The 19,214-nt window shown below is 55.4% G+C and carries 18 protein-coding genes and 1 other annotated feature; of the genes, 16 read left to right on the plus strand and 2 right to left on the minus strand.

All coding sequences use genetic code 11. From position 1 onward, the window contains the following. Positions 1-21: 21 nt before the first annotated feature. The 8 genes from gyrB (at position 22) to ABGB15_RS00205 (ending at position 9,749) form a co-directional block, all read left to right on the plus strand. Entirely contained in the window at positions 22-2,433 is a 2,412-nt protein-coding gene (gene gyrB / locus ABGB15_RS00170; RefSeq protein ID WP_152082809.1) for a DNA topoisomerase (ATP-hydrolyzing) subunit B, read from the plus strand. A gap of 167 nt (positions 2,434-2,600) precedes the next feature. After that, positions 2,601-3,413, plus strand: coding sequence for a sugar-phosphatase (gene yidA / locus ABGB15_RS00175; protein WP_152082808.1), 813 nt, complete (start codon positions 2,601-2,603; stop codon positions 3,411-3,413). Between the two features lie 226 nt (positions 3,414-3,639). Beyond that, positions 3,640-4,329, plus strand: a complete 690-nt coding sequence (dgoR, locus tag ABGB15_RS00180) for a D-galactonate utilization transcriptional regulator DgoR (protein WP_006177594.1) — start codon at positions 3,640-3,642, stop codon at positions 4,327-4,329. Continuing rightward, complete coding sequence (locus ABGB15_RS00185) at positions 4,326-5,204, plus strand: 2-dehydro-3-deoxygalactonokinase (RefSeq protein WP_215723138.1); 879 nt, start codon at positions 4,326-4,328, stop codon at positions 5,202-5,204. The genes dgoR and ABGB15_RS00185 overlap by 4 nt, the downstream gene beginning before the upstream one ends. Next, positions 5,188-5,805 carry a 2-dehydro-3-deoxy-6-phosphogalactonate aldolase gene (locus ABGB15_RS00190; protein WP_215723137.1) on the plus strand — a complete coding sequence of 206 codons (618 nt, stop codon included), beginning with the start codon at positions 5,188-5,190 and terminating at the stop codon, positions 5,803-5,805. Before ABGB15_RS00185 ends, ABGB15_RS00190 begins: the two co-directional genes overlap by 17 nt. Beyond that, a complete protein-coding gene (dgoD, locus tag ABGB15_RS00195; RefSeq protein ID WP_215723136.1) occupies positions 5,802-6,950 on the plus strand; it encodes a galactonate dehydratase in 1,149 nt (382 codons plus the stop codon). Before ABGB15_RS00190 ends, dgoD begins: the two co-directional genes overlap by 4 nt. Positions 6,951-7,130: 180 nt before the next feature. Then, complete coding sequence (locus tag ABGB15_RS00200; protein WP_152082804.1) at positions 7,131-8,468, plus strand: MFS transporter; 1,338 nt, start codon at positions 7,131-7,133, stop codon at positions 8,466-8,468. A 51-nt stretch (positions 8,469-8,519) separates the two neighbouring features. Then, positions 8,520-9,749: a DUF3748 domain-containing protein gene (locus tag ABGB15_RS00205; RefSeq protein ID WP_215723135.1), complete on the plus strand. Its 1,230-nt coding sequence runs from the start codon at positions 8,520-8,522 to the stop codon at positions 9,747-9,749. Here ABGB15_RS00205 and ABGB15_RS00210 read toward each other — a convergent pair. Further along, a complete protein-coding gene (locus ABGB15_RS00210) occupies positions 9,746-10,078 on the minus strand; it encodes a YceK/YidQ family lipoprotein (RefSeq protein WP_152082802.1) in 333 nt (110 codons plus the stop codon). The two genes, ABGB15_RS00205 and ABGB15_RS00210, sit on opposite strands and share 4 nt — an antisense overlap. Positions 10,079-10,324: 246 nt before the next feature. After that, positions 10,325-10,398: a sequence feature (ROSE (Repression Of Heat Shock gene Expression) occurs in the 5'-region of heat shock genes and acts as an RNA thermometer to modulate expression.), on the plus strand. Between ABGB15_RS00210 and ibpA the strand changes: the two genes are divergently transcribed. The 3 genes from ibpA to ABGB15_RS00225 all read left to right on the plus strand — a co-directional run bounded on the left by ibpA (position 10,392) and on the right by ABGB15_RS00225 (position 13,194). Next, entirely contained in the window at positions 10,392-10,802 is a 411-nt protein-coding gene (gene ibpA / locus ABGB15_RS00215) for a small heat shock chaperone IbpA (RefSeq protein WP_152082801.1), read from the plus strand. (Overlaps the previous feature by 7 nt.) 136 nt (positions 10,803-10,938) lie before the next feature. Next, a complete protein-coding gene (gene ibpB / locus ABGB15_RS00220; protein WP_152082800.1) occupies positions 10,939-11,367 on the plus strand; it encodes a small heat shock chaperone IbpB in 429 nt (142 codons plus the stop codon). Positions 11,368-11,532: 165 nt separating this feature from the next. After that, the gene (locus ABGB15_RS00225; protein ID WP_313326953.1) at positions 11,533-13,194 is read left to right on the plus strand and encodes a putative transporter; all 1,662 of its coding nucleotides are present in this window, start codon (positions 11,533-11,535) and stop codon (positions 13,192-13,194) included. Here ABGB15_RS00225 and ABGB15_RS00230 read toward each other — a convergent pair. Continuing rightward, entirely contained in the window at positions 13,191-14,054 is an 864-nt protein-coding gene (locus ABGB15_RS00230; RefSeq protein WP_152082798.1) for a helix-turn-helix transcriptional regulator, read from the minus strand. The genes ABGB15_RS00225 and ABGB15_RS00230 overlap by 4 nt on opposite strands. 133 nt (positions 14,055-14,187) lie before the next feature. On the opposite strand from ABGB15_RS00230, the gene ABGB15_RS00235 reads away from it, so the two are divergent. Genes ABGB15_RS00235 through ABGB15_RS00255 form a run of 5 tightly spaced genes read left to right on the plus strand, consistent with a single transcriptional unit; the run spans position 14,188 to position 19,205 of the window. Continuing rightward, positions 14,188-15,903 (plus strand): solute:sodium symporter family transporter, encoded by a 1,716-nt coding sequence (locus ABGB15_RS00235; protein WP_215723133.1) that lies wholly within the window; start codon positions 14,188-14,190, stop codon positions 15,901-15,903. Then, the gene (locus tag ABGB15_RS00240) at positions 15,900-17,396 is read left to right on the plus strand and encodes a sulfatase-like hydrolase/transferase (RefSeq protein WP_215723132.1); all 1,497 of its coding nucleotides are present in this window, start codon (positions 15,900-15,902) and stop codon (positions 17,394-17,396) included. The genes ABGB15_RS00235 and ABGB15_RS00240 overlap by 4 nt, the downstream gene beginning before the upstream one ends. Positions 17,397-17,405: 9 nt before the next feature. After that, complete coding sequence (locus ABGB15_RS00245) at positions 17,406-17,753, plus strand: YidH family protein (protein ID WP_152082795.1); 348 nt, start codon at positions 17,406-17,408, stop codon at positions 17,751-17,753. Then, entirely contained in the window at positions 17,743-18,102 is a 360-nt protein-coding gene (locus ABGB15_RS00250) for a DUF202 domain-containing protein (RefSeq protein ID WP_152082794.1), read from the plus strand. The genes ABGB15_RS00245 and ABGB15_RS00250 overlap by 11 nt, the downstream gene beginning before the upstream one ends. Then, positions 18,102-19,205, plus strand: a complete 1,104-nt coding sequence (locus tag ABGB15_RS00255) for an anaerobic sulfatase maturase (RefSeq protein WP_215723131.1) — start codon at positions 18,102-18,104, stop codon at positions 19,203-19,205. Before ABGB15_RS00250 ends, ABGB15_RS00255 begins: the two co-directional genes overlap by 1 nt. Positions 19,206-19,214 lie beyond the last annotated feature (9 nt).

The raw sequence follows: 19,214 nt of genomic DNA on the forward strand, positions 1-19,214 counted from the left end.
TGAAATGAGCGAGAAACGTTGATGTCGAATTCTTATGACTCCTCCAGTATCAAAGTCCTGAAAGGGCTGGATGCGGTGCGTAAGCGCCCTGGTATGTATATCGGCGATACGGATGACGGCACCGGTCTGCACCACATGGTATTCGAGGTGGTAGATAACGCTATCGACGAAGCGCTCGCAGGTCACTGTAAAGATATCGTGGTGACGATTCACGCGGATAACTCCGTGTCCGTTACCGATGATGGTCGTGGCATCCCAACCGGTATTCACCCGGAAGAGGGCGTATCGGCTGCGGAAGTGATCATGACTGTTCTGCACGCAGGCGGTAAGTTCGACGATAACTCCTATAAAGTTTCCGGCGGTCTGCACGGCGTAGGCGTGTCCGTGGTTAACGCCCTGTCGCAGAAGCTGGAGCTTGTTATCCAGCGCGAAGGCAAAATTCACCGTCAGCTTTACACCCACGGCGTGCCGCAGGCCCCGCTGGCTGTCACGGGCGATACCGATAAAACCGGTACGATGGTGCGTTTCTGGCCGAGCCTCGAAACCTTTACCAACGTCACCGAATTCGAGTACGACATCCTGGCGAAACGCCTGCGTGAACTGTCGTTCCTGAACTCCGGCGTCTCAATTCGTCTGCGTGACAAACGCGACAACAAAGAAGACCACTTCCACTATGAAGGTGGTATCAAGGCGTTCGTTGAGTATCTGAACAAGAACAAAACGCCAATTCACCCGAATATCTTCTACTTCTCCACCGAAAAAGACGGTATCGGCGTGGAAGTGGCGCTGCAGTGGAACGACGGTTTCCAGGAAAACATCTACTGCTTCACCAACAACATTCCACAGCGTGACGGTGGTACTCACCTTGCGGGCTTCCGCGCGGCGATGACCCGTACTCTGAACGCCTATATGGACAAAGAAGGCTACAGCAAAAAAGCGAAAGTCAGCGCCACCGGTGATGATGCCCGTGAAGGCCTGATTGCTGTTGTCTCCGTGAAGGTGCCCGATCCGAAGTTCTCCTCTCAGACCAAAGACAAGCTGGTCTCTTCTGAGGTGAAATCGGCGGTGGAACAGCAGATGAACGAACTGCTGAGCGAATACCTGCTGGAAAACCCATCCGACGCGAAAATCGTGGTCGGTAAAATTATCGACGCGGCACGTGCCCGTGAAGCGGCGCGTAAAGCCCGTGAAATGACCCGTCGTAAAGGCGCGCTGGACTTAGCCGGTCTGCCGGGCAAACTGGCTGACTGTCAGGAACGCGACCCGGCGCTCTCTGAACTGTACCTGGTGGAAGGGGACTCCGCGGGCGGTTCTGCGAAGCAGGGCCGTAACCGTAAAAACCAGGCTATCCTGCCGCTGAAGGGTAAAATCCTCAACGTTGAGAAGGCGCGCTTCGATAAGATGCTCTCTTCTCAGGAAGTGGCGACGCTCATTACGGCACTCGGCTGCGGTATCGGCCGTGACGAGTACAACCCGGATAAACTGCGTTATCACAGCATCATCATCATGACCGATGCGGACGTCGACGGCTCGCACATCCGAACGCTGCTGTTGACCTTCTTCTACCGTCAGATGCCGGAAATCGTTGAGCGTGGTCACGTCTACATTGCCCAGCCGCCGCTGTACAAAGTGAAGAAAGGCAAACAGGAACAGTACATCAAAGATGACGACGCGATGGATCAATACCAGATCGCGATTGCCCTTGATGGCGCGACCCTGCACGCGAACTCCAGCGCACCAGCACTGGCAGGCGAGCCGCTGGAGCGTCTGGTGTCTGAGTTTAACGCCACGCAGAAGATGATTGGCCGTATGGAGCGTCGTTATCCAAAAGCGCTGTTGAAAGAGCTGATTTATCAGCCAACTCTGACAGAAGCCGATCTGAGCAACGAACAGACCGTTACCCGCTGGGTGAACACCCTGGTGAGCGAGCTGAACGAGAAAGAACAGCACGGCAGCCAGTGGAAATTCGATGTTCAGCAGAACGCTGAGCAGCAGTTCGAGCCGATCGTTCGCGTGCGTACTCACGGCGTCGATACCGACTACCCGCTGGAGCACGAGTTTGTGACCGGCCCGGAATACCGTCGTATCTGTACGCTTGGCGAGAAGCTGCGTGGCCTTATCGAAGACGATGCGTTTATCGAACGTGGCGAGCGTCGTCAGCCGGTTGCCAGCTTTGAGCAGGCGCTGGAATGGCTGGTGAAAGAGTCCCGTCGTGGTCTCTCCATTCAGCGTTATAAAGGTCTGGGCGAAATGAACCCGGATCAGCTGTGGGAAACCACCATGGACCCGGAAAGCCGTCGCATGCTGCGCGTGACCGTTAAAGACGCGATCGCTGCGGACCAGCTGTTCACTACCCTGATGGGCGATGCGGTTGAACCTCGCCGTGCCTTCATCGAAGAGAATGCCCTGAAAGCGGCGAATATCGATATCTAAATCGTTGTCTTTGTAGGTTCAACAGGCCCGGTAAGCGTTAGCGCCACCGGGCTTTTCTTTAGGTGGAAAAGGGGAATCCCCTCTCCAGGCTCATCCTCCTTTCTTACCGTGTTTTTTGAGCGGAATCGCGTTAGCATGAGTACAGACTCATTCAAACCGGGGATCTCATGGCCATCAAACTCATTGCAATCGATATGGACGGCACACTGTTGCTGCCAGACCACACTATCTCTCCTGCCGTTAAAAACGCGATTGCGGCTGCGCGTGAAAAAGGGGTGAACGTAGTGCTGACTACCGGTCGTCCGTATGCTGGCGTGCACAGCTACCTGAAAGAGCTGCACATGAATCAGCCGGGTGATTACTGCATCACTTACAACGGTGCGCTGGTGCAGAAGGCCGCAGATGGCAGCACGGTGGCACAAACCGCGCTGAACTATGACGATTACCTGTTCCTGGAAAAACTGTCCCGCGACGTTGGTTCCCACTTCCACGCGCTCGATCGCAATACGCTCTATACCGCCAACCGCGATATCAGCTACTACACCGTGCATGAATCCTTTGTTGCCACCATTCCGCTGGTGTTCTGCGAAGCAGAGAAGATGGACCCGAGCACCCAGTTCCTGAAAGTGATGATGATCGATGAGCCTGAAATCCTGGACAAGGCCATCGCGCGCATCCCGGCGGAGGTAAAAGAGAAATACACCGTGCTGAAAAGTGCGCCGTACTTCCTGGAAATCCTCGATAAACGCGTCAATAAAGGCACAGGTGTGAAATCGCTTGCTGATGCGTTAGGGATTAAACCGGAAGAGATCATGGCGCTGGGTGACCAGGAAAATGACATCGCGATGATTGAATACGCGGGTATGGGTGTGGCGATGGATAACGCGATCCCGTCGGTGAAAGAAGTGGCTAATTTCGTCACCAAATCCAACCTGGAAGACGGTGTTGCCTGGGCGATCGAGAAATTTGTGCTTCAGTAACAGCGGCTCTAAAACATCAGCCTCGGTTATCAACCGGGGCTTTTTTTGGCTCTGAATTTATCGAATTGTTCTTTTTGTGATCTGGATTGTAGTACAACATTAATTGATTGTACTACATTACAACCACAGCAATGACGAATAGCATCACGTTTGTACTGCAAAAGTGAGGCGAAATTCAGCGGTCGAGGTAAAGTAGTGATGGACTTACAGAGCACAAGGACTCTCCATGACGCTTAACAAAACCGATCGCATTGTGATCACGCTGGGAACCCAAATTGTGGGTGGCAAATACGTTCCCGGTTCGCCGCTACCTGCAGAGGCTGAACTGTGCGAAGAGTTTGAAACCTCGCGCAACATTATCCGGGAAGTCTTTCGCTCGCTGATGGCGAAGCGGCTGATTGAAATGAAGCGTTATCGCGGCGCGTTTGTTGCGCCGCGCAACCAGTGGAACTACCTCGATACCGATGTATTGCAGTGGGTGCTGGAAAACGACTACGACCCACGGCTGATTGGCGCGATGAGCGAGGTGCGAAACCTGGTGGAACCGGCAATCGCCCGCTGGGCGGCAGAACGCGCAACCTCTGGCGACCTGGCGCAGATAGAGTCGGCTTTAAACGACATGATCGCCAATAACCAGAATCGTGATGCGTTCAACGAGGCGGATATTCGCTACCACGAAGCGGTGCTGCAGTCGGTGCATAACCCGGTATTACAGCAGCTTAGCGTGGCGATCAGCTCGCTACAGCGAGCAGTATTTGAACGTACCTGGATGGGCGATGAGGCCAACATGCCGAAAACGCTCCAGGAACATAAAGCGCTGTTCGATGCGATACGGCATCAGGACGGCGATGCGGCAGAGCAGGCGGCGCTCACCATGATCGCCAGCTCGACACGAAGGTTGAAGGAAATCACATGACATCTCGCTACATCGCAATTGACTGGGGATCAACCAACCTGCGCGCCTGGCTTTATCAGGGTGAGCAGTGCCTGGAGAGCAGGCAATCAGAAGCAGGCGTGACGCGCCTGAAAGGTAAATCCCCTGAGGCGGTGTTAGCAGAGGTGACGCAAAACTGGCGCGATAGCGCCACGCCAGTGGTGATGGCAGGAATGGTTGGCAGCAACGTGGGCTGGAAGGTTGCACCTTATCTGCCCGTTCCTGCCCATTTCTCCGCCATTGGCGAACAGTTGACGTCCGTTGGCGACAATATCTGGATTATTCCAGGCTTGTGCGTCTCGCGAGACGATAACCACAACGTGATGCGCGGTGAAGAGACACAACTGCTCGGCGCACGCATGCTTTCTCCTTCTTCTGTCTACGTCATGCCCGGAACGCATTGCAAATGGGTACAGGCTGATACAGAGCAAATCCACGATTTTCGTACCGTGATGACCGGCGAATTACACCATTTACTACTTAATCATTCGCTGGTGGGTACGGGGTTACCGGAACAGATTGTTTCGCCAGAGGCGTTTAACGCCGGGCTTGAGCGCGGGATCGCATCCCCTGTCGTTTTGCCGCAGCTTTTCGAGGTTCGCGCCTCGCACGTGCTGGGAACGCTTCCCCGCGAGCAGGTCAGCGAGTTTCTTTCCGGCCTGCTGATTGGCGCTGAAGTCGCCAGCATGCGTGATTTCGTCGCGCAGGGGCAGGTCATCACGATTGTCGCAGGTGCATCGCTGACGTCGCGCTATGAGCAGGCGTTTCGCGCCATTGGGCGTGACGTTTCAACGGTGTCCGGCGATACGGCATTTCAGGCAGGAATAAGGAGCATCGCTCATGCAGTGGCAAACTAATCTTCCCCTTATCGCGATTTTGCGCGGTATCACGCCCGATGAGGCGTTAGCCCACGTCGGCGCGGTGATCGACGCCGGGTTCGACGCGGTGGAAATCCCGCTCAACTCCCCGGAGTGGGAAAAAAGCATTCCGGCGGTGGTGGATGCGTATGGCGATAAAGCGCTGATTGGCGCGGGAACCGTGTTGCAGCCGGAGCAGGTGGACCAGCTTGCAAAAATGGGCTGCAAACTCATTGTGACGCCAAATATTAAGCCAGAGGTGATCCGCCGTGCGGTGGGTTACGGCATGACCGTCTGCCCTGGTTGCGCCACGGCAACAGAAGCCTTTACCGCCCTTGATGCCGGTGCGCAGTCGCTCAAAATTTTCCCGTCATCGGCTTTTGGTCCGGACTACATCAAAGCCCTGAAGGCGGTATTGCCCGCCAGCGTGCCGGTCTTTGCCGTGGGCGGTGTAACGCCAGAAAACCTGGACCAGTGGATAAACGCAGGTTGTGTCGGCGCGGGGCTGGGCAGCGATCTGTATCGCGCCGGACAGTCCGTAGAACGTACCGCACAGCAGGCGGCTGCATTTGTTAAAGCGTATCGAGAGGCAGTGAAATGAAAATAACCAAACTCACCACGTACCGTTTACCGCCGCGTTGGATGTTCCTGAAAATCGAAACCGACGAAGGCGTGGTTGGCTGGGGCGAGCCGGTGATTGAAGGGCGTGCGCGCACCGTTGAAGCCGCAGTGCACGAGTTAGAGGAATACCTGATTGGTCAGGACCCGGCGCGCATCAACGACCTCTGGCAGGTGATGTACCGTGCAGGATTCTACCGTGGTGGTCCGATCCTGATGAGCGCCATCGCGGGTATCGACCAGGCGCTGTGGGATATCAAAGGCAAAGTGCTGAATGCCCCTGTCTGGCAGCTTATGGGCGGCCTGGTGCGTGACAAAATCAAAGCCTACAGCTGGGTTGGCGGGGACCGTCCTGCGGAAGTGATCGACGGTATCACGCAGTTGCGCAGCATTGGCTTTGACACCTTCAAACTCAACGGCTGTGAAGAGATGGGGGTTATCGACAACTCGCGTGCGGTAGACCGTGCGGTAAATACCGTGGCGCAAATCCGCGAGGCGTTCGGCAACGAGATTGAGTTTGGCCTGGATTTCCACGGACGCGTCAGCGCGCCGATGGCCAAAGTATTGATTAAAGAGCTGGAGCCGTATCGTCCGCTGTTTATCGAAGAGCCGGTGCTGGCCGAGCAGGCCGAGTATTACCCGAAACTGGCTGAACAGACGCACATTCCCATCGCGGCGGGGGAGCGTATGTTCTCGCGCTTCGAGTTCAAGCGTGTTCTGGAAGCGGGCGGCATTGCGATCCTGCAGCCGGACCTCTCTCACGCGGGCGGCATCACCGAATGCTACAAAATTGCCGGAATGGCCGAAGCCTACGATGTGGCGCTGGCTCCGCACTGCCCGCTCGGACCGATTGCGCTGGCGGCCTGTCTGCACGTCGACTTCGTCTCGCGCAACGCCGTGTTCCAGGAACAGAGCATGGGCATTCACTATAACAAGGGCGCGGAACTGCTCGACTTTGTGAAAAACAAAGAAGACTTCAGCATGGAAGGCGGTTTCTTCAAACCATTAATGAAGCCGGGCCTTGGCGTGGAAATTGACGAAGCCAAAGTCATTGAGCTGAGTAAAAATGCGCCGGACTGGCGTAACCCACTCTGGCGTCATGAAGACGGTTCCGTAGCCGAGTGGTAAATGCGCGTCATACTTCGCGCTGGTGATGCGTTGGCTGCGTTTTCTTACCCCGGTCACATACTTTTGTATGCTCCCGGTGATGCGAAAACTTGCCGCCTTCCCCCGGCACGAATTATTTAGCGCATTCCGTTTACGTTTTTAATTAAAAAAATCAAATACACCCTCTGTAAATTACAGGGCATGGTGAGCGGCTTCGCTATGCCCAAAATCTGGAGACAGATTGCGATGGATATTCCAGTTACTGCTGCAAAAACCGGGCGTCGCCGTTACCTGACGCTGATTATGATCTTTATTACCGTGGTCATCTGCTATGTTGACCGCGCCAACCTCGCCGTGGCCTCGGCCCATATTCAGGAAGAGTTTGGCATTACCAAAGCGGAAATGGGCTACGTCTTCTCGGCGTTTGCCTGGCTCTATACGCTATGCCAGATCCCCGGCGGCTGGTTCCTCGACCGCGTTGGCTCGCGTCTGACCTACTTTATCGCCATTTTCGGCTGGTCCGTGGCCACGTTGTTCCAGGGCTTTGCTACCGGATTAATGTCGCTGATTGGCCTGCGTGCCATCACCGGGATATTCGAAGCGCCGGCGTTCCCGACCAACAACCGCATGGTAACCAGCTGGTTCCCGGAACATGAGCGCGCCTCTGCCGTGGGCTTCTACACCTCCGGGCAGTTTGTCGGCCTTGCGTTCCTGACGCCGCTGCTGATCTGGATACAGGAGCTGCTGAGCTGGCACTGGGTATTCATTGTCACTGGCGGCATTGGCATCATCTGGTCGCTGATCTGGTTTAAGGTCTACCAGCCACCGCGCCTGACCAAAAGCATCAGCAAAGCTGAACTGGACTACATTCGCGACGGTGGCGGTCTGGTAGACGGTGATGCGCCAGTGAAAAAAGAGGCGCGTCAGCCACTGACCAAAGCGGACTGGAAGCTGGTCTTCCACCGTAAGCTGGTGGGCGTGTATCTGGGCCAGTTTGCCGTCACTTCCACGCTGTGGTTCTTCCTGACCTGGTTCCCGAACTACCTGACCCAGGAAAAGGGGATCACCGCGCTGAAGGCGGGCTTCATGACCACTGTACCGTTCCTCGCAGCGTTCTTTGGCGTACTGCTCTCCGGCTGGCTGGCGGATAAGCTGGTGAAAAAAGGCTTCTCGCTGGGCGTGGCGCGCAAAACACCCATTATCTGCGGGCTGCTGATCTCCACTTGTATCATGGGTGCGAACTACACCAACGATCCAGTGTGGATCATGACGTTAATGGCGGTGGCGTTCTTCGGTAACGGTTTTGCCTCTATTACTTGGTCACTGGTGTCGTCTCTGGCACCGATGCGCCTGATTGGCCTGACCGGTGGCGTGTTTAACTTCGTCGGTGGGTTGGGCGGTATTACCGTGCCGCTGGTGATTGGCTACCTGGCGCAGGATTATGGCTTCGGTCCGGCGCTGGTTTACATCTCCGCCGTGGCGCTGATCGGCGCGCTCTCCTACATCCTGCTGGTCGGCGATGTGAAACGAGTAGGCTAATTCCCCCGGATGTTTTACCCTGATGCGATAACTGCGCATCAGGGTATCTTCATGAAACAAATCACCTTCGCTTCCCGAAACCACCAGCTCACCAATATCAACACCTGGACGCCAGACAGCCAGTGGCTTGTCTATGATGTGCGTCCGTCCGGCGCGTCGTTTACCGGTGAAACCATTGAGCGGGTCAATATCAGTACGGGTGAGGTGGAGGTGATTTATCGCGCCAGTCATGGCGCGCATGTCGGCGTGGTGACCGTTCATCCGACAGAGGATAAATATGTCTTTATCCACGGACCGGAAAACCCGGATGCCGACTGGCAGTACGACTTCCACCATCGTCAGGGTGTGATTGCGCACAACGGTCAGACGAGCAACCTGGATGCAATGGATATCACAGCGCCGTATACCGCGGGCGCGCTGCGCGGCGGCAGCCACGTACACGTCTTTAGCCCGAACGGGCAGTTCGTGAGCTTTACCTATAACGACCATGTACTGCACGCGCGCGATCCAAAGCTCGATTTGCGTAACGTCGGCGTGGCAGCGCCTTTCGGCCCGGTGACGCCGCAGGGAAATCACGCGCGGGAATATGCCGGAACCTTCTGGAGCGTGCTGGTCAGCCGCACAACGCCGAATCCGAAGCCGGGCAGCGATGAGATCAATCGTGCCTGTGAAGAGGGCTGGGTGGGCAATGGCAGGCTGGCGTTTATCGGTGATACGTTGTCTGAGAAGGGCGAGAAGGTGCCTGAACTGTTCATTGTCGATCTGCCAAAAGAGGCACAGGGCTGGAAACGCGCGGGCGATGCACCGCTCCAGGGAACGCCGGAGACCATGCCAGCACCGCCTGCGGGCGTAATGCAGCGCCGGTTAACCTTTACTCACCACAAGGCTTATCCTGGGCTGGTTAACGTGCCGCGCCACTGGGTGCGCAGCAATCCTCAGGGAACGCAGATTGCATTTCTGATGCGCGATGATAACGGTGTTGTTCAGCTCTGGCTTATCTCACCGGACGGCGGCGAGCCGCGCCAGTTGACTCACAACACGAGTGATATCCAGTCGGCGTTTAACTGGCACCCATCCGGGAACATGCTGGGATTCGTGCTCGAAAACAGAATCGCCTGCTGTGATGCTGAAACCGGAGAGATGACGTTTTTGACGTCCGATCACGGCAATCCGCCGTCTGCTGATGCGGTCGTGTTTTCCCCGGACGGGCGCTTTATTGCCTGGATGGAAGAGACGGGCGGTTTCCGTCAACTGTGGATAACGGAAACCGTACAGAACTAGCGCGGAGGCAGTGCCGCGGGCGGGATGACGGCATTGGTTGCCAGATTTTCCTGCTCGCTTTTTTCCACGCGCGAGCGCACGGAGCTGTCCGTGCGGAACAGATCCCACGGCAGCAGGAGCGTATCGGCAACCGCCGTAAATGGCATATCCAGGATGACCAGGGATTTGGTGCCCCAGTTAGTATCGTCGTCGGAGATCATCGCCGCGCTGGCTCGGGTTCCCGGATATGTTCCTTCTTTACCGCCGGTATGAGACATCATGCTCGAACACCCGCAAAGTAAAACAACCCCGCTGAACGTTGTCAGCTTTATCAGAACATTTTTCATCATCACTCAGTCATCGTTAATGGCACTGCATCGACCTGCAACTCAGGGTTATAGCGAGCCTTGTTCAAAATAAATAGCCCGGAATCCCCGCTCTGTGGCAGCCATCGCAATTTAACGCTTTGTGCTGTTGTCCCAGTCTATGCGAGTACCGGTAAAGTGCAAAAAAATCTCGTCTAAAAACGCTTGAAAAGCCCGTAACCAGACCCATTTTAAGATTGTGACCCGAGAACGAACACGCCTGCGGGGTGTTCGGGGTACAGAAGCCTGTCCATGGTGGAAGGCTGCAATCTCTCGCTGATTTCAGGAGTTTTTATTTATGCGTAATTTCGATCTTTCTCCGCTATACCGTTCTGCAATTGGTTTTGATCGTCTGTTTAACCATTTAGAAAATAACCAGAGCCAGAGCAATGGCTACCCTCCATACAACGTTGAGCTGGTTGACGAAAACCACTATCGCATCGCCATTGCCGTCGCCGGTTTCGCAGAAAGCGAGCTGGAAATCACCGCGCAGGACAACCTGCTGGTGGTGAAAGGTTCCCATACGGCCGAGCAGAAAGAACGCACCTACCTTTACCAGGGCATCGCCGAGCGCAACTTTGAACGTAAGTTCCAGTTAGCCGAGAACATTCACGTTAAAGGCGCGAACCTGGTCAATGGCCTGCTGTTTATCGATCTGGAACGCGTGATCCCGGAAGAGAAAAAACCGCGCCGTATCGAAATTAACTAATTACGCGGGTCGCAACAGCGGCCCACTCAGAAATGCTTGCCGTAACGGGAGCATATGCGAATCCATACGGATTTGCAGGAACAACTGCGCACAAAATTAAACTGTGCCGAACTCGCTTCTCAGAAGGAGATTTAGTATGCGTAACTACGATTTATCCCCCCTGCTGCGTCAGTGGATTGGTTTTGACAAACTGGCTAACGCCCTGCAAAGCACCACCGAGCAACAGTCATTTCCGCCGTACAACATCGAAAAAAGCGACGATAACCACTATCGCATCACGCTGGCGCTGGCCGGTTTCCGCCAGGAAGACCTCGATATTCAGCTTGAAGGCACGCGTTTGACCGTGAAAGGGACGCCGGAAAAACAAGAGACCGAAACCCAATGGCTGCATCAGGGGCTGGTGACTCAGCCGTTTAGCCTGAGCTTTACCCTGGCCGACCATATGGAAGTGTCCGGCGCGACGTTCACCAACGGGCTGCTGCACATCGACCTGACCCGCAACGTGCCGGAAGCCATCGCACCGCAGCGTATTGCCATTAGCGAGCGGCCAGCGTTAAACAGTTAATCGTGTGCGGGCTGGTGCCCTCACTCCGGCCCTCTCCCACAGGGAGAGGGTGAAAAGATAACGCCCTGCACCAGCAGGGCTTTTTTGTGCGCCATCGCCCATACAAACGCCACCCGCTCTGAGAGAATCCTTAGCATAACTAAGGTTATGCTAAGGAAGTGGATCATGAGTGATATCGCGTTAACCGTCAGCGTGATGGCCCTGGTCGCGGTGGTGGGGCTGTGGATCGGTAATATCAAAATCCGTGGCGTCGGATTTGGTATTGGTGGGGTGCTGTTTGGCGGCATTTTTGTCGGGCACTTTGCTGACCAGCTTGGGCTGGCGCTCAGTGCGGACATGCTGCACTTCATCCAGGAGTTCGGCCTGATCCTCTTTGTGTATACCATCGGTATTCAGGTGGGGCCGGGCTTTTTTGCCTCGCTGCGTGTCTCCGGATTGCGGCTGAACCTCTTTGCGCTCGGGATTGTGGTGATGGGCGGGCTGGTCACCGCTATTCTGCACAAACTCTTCGCTATCCCGCTTCCTGTGGTGCTGGGGATTTTCTCCGGTGCCGTCACCAACACGCCGGCGCTCGGGGCGGGCCAGCAAATTCTTCGCGATCTGGGTATTTCTCCGGATATCGTCGACCAGATGGGCATGAGCTACGCCATGGCTTATCCGTTTGGTATTTGCGGCATTCTGCTTTCGATGTGGCTGGTGCGCGTGCTGTTTCGGGTCAACGTCGAGCAAGAGGCGAAAGATCATGAAACCACGCTCACCAACGGCCATGCGCTGATTAAAACCATTAATATCCGCGTCGAAAATCCCAACCTGAACAATATGGCGATTCAGGACGTGCCGATCCTGAACAGCGCCAATATTATCTGTTCGCGCCTTAAACGCGACGAAATGCTGATGGTGCCCGCGCCCGGCACCGTTATTCAGCACGGCGACCTGCTGCACCTGGTTGGGCAACCGGCGGATTTAAACAACGCGCGGCTGGTGATTGGACAGGAAGTGGACACCTCGCTCTCCACCCGTGGAACCGATATGCGTGTCGAGCGCGTTGTCGTCACTAATGAGAAGGTTTTGGGTAAGAAAATACGCGAACTGCAGGTCAAAGAGCGTTATGACGTGGTGATCTCCCGCCTCAACCGTGCGGGCGTGGAACTGGTTGCCAGTCAGGAAGCCAGCCTGCAGTTTGGCGATATCCTTAACCTGGTCGGACGTCCGTCATCAATCGATGCCGTGGCGGATATGGTGGGCAACGCTCAGCAAAAACTGCAGCAGGTGCAGATGTTGCCGGTGTTTATCGGTATCGGGCTCGGCGTGCTGCTCGGCTCTGTTCCGCTGTACGTACCGGGCTTCCCTGTGGCGCTTAAGCTGGGGCTGGCGGGTGGGCCGCTGATAATGGCACTGATCCTCGGGCGTATCGGGTGTATTGGCAAGCTCTACTGGTTTATGCCGCCGAGCGCCAACCTGGCGCTGCGCGAACTGGGGATTGTGCTGTTCCTGGCGGTGGTCGGCCTGAAATCTGGCGGTGATTTTGTCGACACCCTGCTTCAGGGTGAAGGGATGAGCTGGGTAGGGTATGGCATTTTCATTACCGCGATCCCGCTGCTGACGATGGGAATACTGGCGCGGATGCTTGCTAAAATGAACTATCTGACGCTCTGCGGCATGCTGGCTGGCTCCATGACGGACCCGCCAGCGCTCGCTTTTGCCAATAACCTCCATGCCACCAGTGGTGCGGCTGCGCTGTCATACGCCACGGTGTACCCGCTGGTGATGTTCCTGCGCATCATCACGCCACAGCTGCTGGCCGTCTTGTTCTGGGGCATGAGCTAGTCTTTTGTCTTGCGAACGGCTGAAGGGGCATAACCGAACTTATTCTTGAACGCTTTACTGAAGTGGAACGAATCAAAAAAGTTCAGGATATCCGCCACCTTATTGACGGAATTCCCTTCCTGGCGCAGCAGCGACTGCGCCAGCTCCAGCCGTGCATCAAGATAATATTCCTTCGGGGTTTTCCCGGTGTAGCGCAGAAATAACCGTCGTAACCAGGGTTCGCTGCACTGCATGCGTTTTGCCATCTCTGCCACGCTCCAGCGTTTTTGCACGCTGGCATGCAGCTCAGCCAGCAAATTTTCAAGGCGAAGCAGCTCACGATCTTTTCGGCCATTTTCCGAAATAAGGCAAATCCACTGATAAATAATTTTCGTGAGAAACGCGACCGCAAGGTTATTTTTCACCGGAGAACGCAGGGCGATTAATTCCGCCACTTCGCAGAGTTCTTTATTAAACTGATCGCCGTTATAAATTATGCCGGTTTGTAATATGGGGATTTCCATAATGCTGGTAGGGATAAATTCCATCCAGTATTGTTCCCAGAGTAAGCCGTCACAATGGTACGAGGTTATATCGGTAGGTTTTAAGAATATAACGTTATTTCCATTCAGCGTAATTTCAGAATTATCTTTGAGCTGAATTTTACCGCAACCCTGCACCGTATAAACCGCCACCCAGGAGTTGGCGATAAGCGGTTTTTTCTTATCCTGAGGCCATATAACGCGGTAACTCTCATCGGCCAGGGTATGCCACAGGGAGATCAGCGAAATCCCGCTGGAGATCACACTTTCATCAAGAACTAACGGAATATTGTACGTTGTTTCGTTTTTTACATGCGAATTTTGTATTTTTCCATTCATTTTATTTTCCCGTCAGCAAATTATGCCTGCAACCTGAAGCGGAATTTATCAGAAAGTTTCCGTGAAGGGGAAATGAGTCTTGTATTTTAAGATATCGAATAGCCTGGACATAATCATAAATAAGGGCAACAAGATGAATATTCAACAAATTGTGAGCTTCATTGCCTTTACGCTGCTGGTCGCTGTCATCACCTGGTGGAAGTTGCGTAAAGCGGATACCGGTTCGCAGCAGGGCTACTTTCTGGCAGGGCGGTCGCTGAAAGCGCCGGTCATTGCCGCGTCGCTAATGCTTACTAACCTCTCTACTGAACAACTGGTGGGCTTAACCGGCCAGGCATACCGCAGCGGAATGTCAGTGATGGCGTGGGAGGTGATCTCCGCTATCCCGCTCATTTTTCTGGCGCTGATCTTTCTGCCGCGTTACCTGCAGCGCGGTATCGCCACCATTCCTGATTTTATTGAAGAGCGTTACGACAAAACCACCCGCATTATCGTGGACTGCTGTTTTCTGATCGCCACCGGCATCTGTTTTCTGCCCATCGTGCTCTACTCTGGTGCGCTGGCGTTTAACAGTATGTTCCACGTGACGGAAACCTTTGGTATTTCACAGCATACGGCCATTTGGGCGATGGCCGTGGTACTCGGCGTTTCCGGCATTCTGTATGCCGTGGTGGGCGGGATGCGCGCCATCGCCATTGCGGATGTCATTAACGGTATCGGGCTGGTGATTGGCGGGCTGATGGTGCCGCTGTTTGGCCTGATGGCTATGGGCGACGGCAGTGTGATGCGCGGCATTGACAGGCTCACCCGCGATCACAGCGAGATGCTCAACTCCATTGGCGGCAGCCACGATCCGGTGCCCATCGGTGCCGCGCTGACCGGGCTGATTCTGGTTAACACCTTTTACTGGTGTACTAACCAGGGCATCGTCCAGCGTACCCTGGCCTCGAAAAGCCTGGCCGAAGGGCAGAAAGGGGCGCTGCTGACGGCGGTCTTAAAGATGCTCGATCCGCTGATTCTGGTGCTGCCCGGCGTGATTGCTTTCCACCTTTTCCAGGATCTGCCGAAAGCGGATATGGCCTACCCGGCGCTGGTCAACAAAGTCATGCCGTTACCGCTGGTCGGCTTTTTCAGCGCCGTGCTGTTTGGTGCCATTATCAGCGCGTTTTGCGGGTTCCTGAACAGCGCCTGTACTCTCTTTAGCCTGGGCATTTACCGGCGCATCATCAATGAAAATGCCTCGTCGGAACAGCTGGTGCGCGTGGGGCGTCGCTTTGGCCTGATTGTCGCGGTTGTCTCTGTCCTGGTTGCACCGTGGATTGCCTTCGCGCCGCAGGGACTTTACTCGTGGATGAAACAGCTCAACGGTATTTATAACGTGCCGCTGGTAACCATCGTCATCATGGGGTTCTTCTTCCCGCGCATTCCTGCCGTGGCCGCCAAAACGGCGCTGTTCTTCGGCATCGTCAGCTATATCGTCATTAACTACCTGGTGAAGTTCGACTTCCACTTCCTCTACGTGCTGGCCTGTACTTTCTGCATCAACGTGGTGCTGATGCTGGTCATTGGTTACTTCTTCCCGCGGGAGACGCCGTTCAGGTTCCAGGATGCCTTTGCGGTAGACATGAAACCGTGGAAAAACGTCAAAATCGCCTCCATTGGCGTCCTGTTCGCGATGACTGGCGTCTATTCCGGGCTGGCGCAGTTTGGCGGTTATGCCAGCCGCTGGCTCACCATTTTCAGTTATCTGGTGGTCGCGGCGGTGGTCATTTACCTGATCATTGATGCCATCCGCCAGCGCCGTAACCCTTCGCTTATCTATGCTTCCGACGTTAAGGAAAAGCCATGAAACGCCCGAATTTTCTGTTCATCATGACCGATACCCAGGCCACCAATATGGTGGGTTGTTATAGCGGTAAGCCGCTGAATACCAATAATATTGACCAGCTTGCCGATGAAGGTATTCGCTTTAATGCGGCCTATACCTGCTCACCGGTCTGCACGCCTGCGCGGGCAGGGCTGTTCACCGGAATTTACGCTAATCAGTCCGGGCCGTGGACCAACAACGTTGCGCCTGGGAAGAATATCTCCACGATGGGACGCTACTTTAAGGATGCCGGTTACCAGACCTGCTACATCGGCAAATGGCACCTCGACGGCCATGACTATTTCGGTACAGGCGTCTGCCCGCCGGAGTGGAACGAAGAATACTGGTTTGACGGAGCCAATTACCTGGCGGAGCTTACCGAAGAGCAGATCAATCTGTGGCGTAACGGCCTCAACAGCGTTGAGGAGCTGCAGGCGAACAATATTGATGAAACCTTCACCTGGGCGTACCGCATCAGCAATCGCGCCGTAGATTTTCTACAGCGCACACAGCCAGAGGACGAACCGTTTTTAATGGTGGTCTCCTATGACGAGCCACACCATCCGTTCACCTGCCCTGTCGAATATCTCGAGAAATATCAGGATTTTTACTACGATTTAGGCGAAAAGGCGCAGGATACGCTGGCGGATAAACCGGTTCACCACCGCCTGTGGTCGCAGGCCATGCCGTCGCCAGTGGCGGAGGGGAGCCGCTATTACCATCACCCGCTCTATTTCGCCTGCAACGACTTTGTAGACGACCAGATTGGCCGCGTGATTAACGCCCTCACGCCCGAGCAGCGTGACAATACCTGGGTAATTTACACCTCCGATCACGGCGAGATGATGGGCGCGCACCGGCTGATCAGCAAAGGGGCGGCAATGTACGACGACATTACCCGCATTCCGCTGATCATGCGTCCGCCGCAGGGTGCGCCGAAGCAGGTCGATACGCCAGTCAGCCATATTGACCTGCTGCCAACGATGATGGCGCTGGCGGGGATACACCAGCCCGCTATTCTGCCTGGTGAAAATATCCTGGCGGCTGATGCGCAGCGTGGCGTGATGGTGGAATTTAACCGTTACGAGATAGAACATGACAGCTTTGGCGGCTTTATTCCGGTACGCTGCTGGGTAACGGATGCGTTTAAGCTGGTGCTGAATTTATTTACCACCGATGAACTGTACGACCGCCATAACGACCCGGACGAGATGCATAACCTGATCGACTCGCCACGCTATGCTGAGCACCGCAACCAGATGCACGATGCGCTGCTGGATTATATGGATAAAATCCGCGATCCGTTCCGCACGTACCAGTGGGCATGTCGCCCGTGGCGTCCTGACGCTGCACCGCGCTGGATGGGCGCTTTCCGTCCGCGCCCGGAGGATGGCTACTCGCCCGTTGTGCGCGATTACGACACCGGGCTGCCGACGCAGGGGGTAAAGGTGGAAGAGAAAAAGCAGAAGTTTTAAGGAGAACCCATGAAAATTTCCCACGTCGGCGAAGCGCCGGATTACCGTTTCTCGCTGGCGAATGAACGCACCTTCCTGGCGTGGGTCCGTACCGCGCTGGGTTTTCTGGCCGCAGGCGTTGGTCTTGACCAGCTCGCGCCGGATTTCGCCACGCCGTTGATCCGTGAAGTTCTGGCGCTGCTGCTGTGTCTGTTTGCGGGCGTGCTGGCGATTTATGGCTATCTGCGCTGGCTGCGTAACGAGAAAGCGATGCGTCTGAAAGAGGATCTGCCGTATACCCGCGGGCTGCTGGTGATCAGCACAATCCTGCTGGTGGTTGCCGTGGTGGTGATGGGGCTGGTGCTCTATGCCGGATAGCCGCAAAGCCCGCCGCCAGGCCGATCCCGGCCTGCAGCCGGAGCGAACTTCTCTGGCATGGCTGCGCACTTTACTGGGTTATGCCGCACTTATCGCGCTCGCCATTAAACATAACTGGCATCGCGCCGGGCTGCCGTTCTGGGTTTCACTGGTCGTGCTGGCGCTGGTGGCCATTATTTTGTGGCGCTACACCCGTAGCCGGAACCTGATGGACGTCGACCACGGTGATTTTGCCCAACCCAACGCCGTGCGTGACAAATTTTTGATCGCTCTCGCGGTTCTTTCCCTTGCATTACTGTTTGCTGTAACGCACTTACATCAAATCATCGTGTTTCTTAAGGACGTGTAATGACAGGATGTCATGTGATGGTCAAACCGGCCAGCTCCCGCTGTAACCTGAACTGCCGCTACTGTTTCTATCTCGATAAACCCGAACAGCCGCACATGGACGACGCCACGCTGGAGGCCCTCATTCGCCAGCAGATCGCTGCGCAGCCGGGCGACGACGTTCAGTTTGCCTGGCAGGGGGGCGAGCCGACGCTGTGCGGCGTTGATTTTTTCCGTCGTGCGGTGGCGCTGCAGCAACGCTACGGACAAGGCAAGCGTATCCATAATGCTTTCCAGACCAACGGCATATTACTGAATGACGAATGGTGTCGCTTTTTCCGTGAAAACGGCTGGCTGGTGGGCATTTCACTGGATGGCCCGGCCAAACTGCACGACGCGTACCGCGTTAACCGGCGCGGCAATCCCACCCATCACAAGGTTATCGCGGCCATTGAACGGCTGCGCGCGCACCAGGTCTCCTTTAATTTGCTGACGGTGGTCAATCAACAAAACAGCCAGCAGCCGGAGCAGGTATACCGCTACCTTCGCGCCCTCGGTACGCCCTTTTTACAGTTTATCCCCCTGGCAGAGCGCGAGAACCCTGAATCGGTCACTGACAGACAGTGGGGGACATTCCTGAAGACGGTTTTCGATATCTGGGTGCGGGAGGATATTGGCCGTGTTTTTGTGCAGCTCTTTGACTCAACGCTGGGCGTCTGGAGCGGTTATCCTTCGCAGATGTGTTCGCTGGCCGAGCGCTGCGGGCATGCCTTTGCGCTGGAGGCGAACGGCGATCTTTACCAGTGCGACCACTACGTCTACCCGGACTATCGCCTGGGAAATATTCACCACACGCCACTGCGAGCACTTAACTCAAGCGGCGCTGCGCGTGGGTTTGGTGAGCATAAACAGGCTTCGCTGACGGAAGAGTGCAGGCAATGTCCGGTGCGTCGCCTGTGCAACGGCGACTGCCCCAAACATCGCGTTAACGGCAAAAGTTTGCTCTGCGAAGGCTATCGGGATTTCTTCTGTTACAGCGCGCCACATATGCGGGTCATGCGAGATCTTATCCGGCTCCGCCGTTCCCCAGTTGAGCTGATGAGGATGCTGGACGCCAGCGCGTAACCGCCGGAA

Origin of the sequence: Enterobacter sp. MALB-1 (assembly GCF_041021625.1) — a bacterium.
In the GTDB taxonomy this organism is placed as follows: Bacteria; Pseudomonadota; Gammaproteobacteria; order Enterobacterales; family Enterobacteriaceae; genus Enterobacter; species Enterobacter oligotrophicus.

What these genes read in the sequence shown, in the direction of transcription:
- gyrB (WP_152082809.1), top strand. Translation starts at nt 22, where the DNA reads ATGTCGAATTCTTATGACTCCTCCAGTATCAAAGTCCTGAAAGGGCTG.
- yidA (WP_152082808.1), top strand. Translation starts at nt 2,601, where the DNA reads ATGGCCATCAAACTCATTGCAATCGATATGGACGGCACACTGTTGCTG.
- dgoR (WP_006177594.1), top strand. Translation starts at nt 3,640, where the DNA reads ATGACGCTTAACAAAACCGATCGCATTGTGATCACGCTGGGAACCCAA.
- ABGB15_RS00185 (WP_215723138.1), top strand. Translation starts at nt 4,326, where the DNA reads ATGACATCTCGCTACATCGCAATTGACTGGGGATCAACCAACCTGCGC.
- ABGB15_RS00190 (WP_215723137.1), top strand. Translation starts at nt 5,188, where the DNA reads ATGCAGTGGCAAACTAATCTTCCCCTTATCGCGATTTTGCGCGGTATC.
- dgoD (WP_215723136.1), top strand. Translation starts at nt 5,802, where the DNA reads ATGAAAATAACCAAACTCACCACGTACCGTTTACCGCCGCGTTGGATG.
- ABGB15_RS00200 (WP_152082804.1), top strand. Translation starts at nt 7,131, where the DNA reads ATGGTGAGCGGCTTCGCTATGCCCAAAATCTGGAGACAGATTGCGATG.
- ABGB15_RS00205 (WP_215723135.1), top strand. Translation starts at nt 8,520, where the DNA reads ATGAAACAAATCACCTTCGCTTCCCGAAACCACCAGCTCACCAATATC.
- ABGB15_RS00210 (WP_152082802.1), bottom strand. Translation starts at nt 10,078, where the DNA reads ATGATGAAAAATGTTCTGATAAAGCTGACAACGTTCAGCGGGGTTGTT.
- ibpA (WP_152082801.1), top strand. Translation starts at nt 10,392, where the DNA reads ATGCGTAATTTCGATCTTTCTCCGCTATACCGTTCTGCAATTGGTTTT.
- ibpB (WP_152082800.1), top strand. Translation starts at nt 10,939, where the DNA reads ATGCGTAACTACGATTTATCCCCCCTGCTGCGTCAGTGGATTGGTTTT.
- ABGB15_RS00225 (WP_313326953.1), top strand. Translation starts at nt 11,533, where the DNA reads ATGAGTGATATCGCGTTAACCGTCAGCGTGATGGCCCTGGTCGCGGTG.
- ABGB15_RS00230 (WP_152082798.1), bottom strand. Translation starts at nt 14,054, where the DNA reads ATGAATGGAAAAATACAAAATTCGCATGTAAAAAACGAAACAACGTAC.
- ABGB15_RS00235 (WP_215723133.1), top strand. Translation starts at nt 14,188, where the DNA reads ATGAATATTCAACAAATTGTGAGCTTCATTGCCTTTACGCTGCTGGTC.
- ABGB15_RS00240 (WP_215723132.1), top strand. Translation starts at nt 15,900, where the DNA reads ATGAAACGCCCGAATTTTCTGTTCATCATGACCGATACCCAGGCCACC.
- ABGB15_RS00245 (WP_152082795.1), top strand. Translation starts at nt 17,406, where the DNA reads ATGAAAATTTCCCACGTCGGCGAAGCGCCGGATTACCGTTTCTCGCTG.
- ABGB15_RS00250 (WP_152082794.1), top strand. Translation starts at nt 17,743, where the DNA reads ATGCCGGATAGCCGCAAAGCCCGCCGCCAGGCCGATCCCGGCCTGCAG.
- ABGB15_RS00255 (WP_215723131.1), top strand. Translation starts at nt 18,102, where the DNA reads ATGACAGGATGTCATGTGATGGTCAAACCGGCCAGCTCCCGCTGTAAC.